The sequence below is a fragment of the Pantoea stewartii subsp. stewartii genome (assembly GCF_008801695.1).
In the GTDB taxonomy this organism is placed as follows: domain Bacteria; phylum Pseudomonadota; class Gammaproteobacteria; order Enterobacterales; family Enterobacteriaceae; genus Pantoea; species Pantoea stewartii.
Genome location: NZ_VZPF01000320.1, coordinates 1 through 249, shown reverse-complemented (window position 1 = coordinate 249; position 249 = coordinate 1). Strand labels below are relative to the sequence as shown.

General features: G+C 65.5%; 1 protein-coding gene. It reads right to left on the bottom strand.

Features of this window, described 5'->3' with window-relative positions; translation table 11 throughout:
• A partial coding sequence (locus F7Q90_RS26365) for a transposase (protein WP_211369717.1) occupies positions 1–249 on the bottom strand: 249 nt, incomplete at both ends.

Here is a 249-nt window from a genome sequence, read left to right as displayed (position 1 = left end):
ACGTCGCAGCCCAGCGCGTTGAGTTCGCCGCCGCATGCCGGACAGGTGGTTTCTGCCGGCGACAGCGTGAGGGTTTCGCGGGGAAGTGAGGCCGGCAGCGGTTTGCGGGCGGAAGACTGGCGCAGCACCTCAGCCATCTCCTCCTGCAGGGCGCTGATGCGCTCCTCTGCCTCGCGCACCTGGCGGGCCGTTTTCTCACGCAGCTTTTCGGAGCTTTTGCCGAACTGCATACGTTGCAGCTTAGCAACC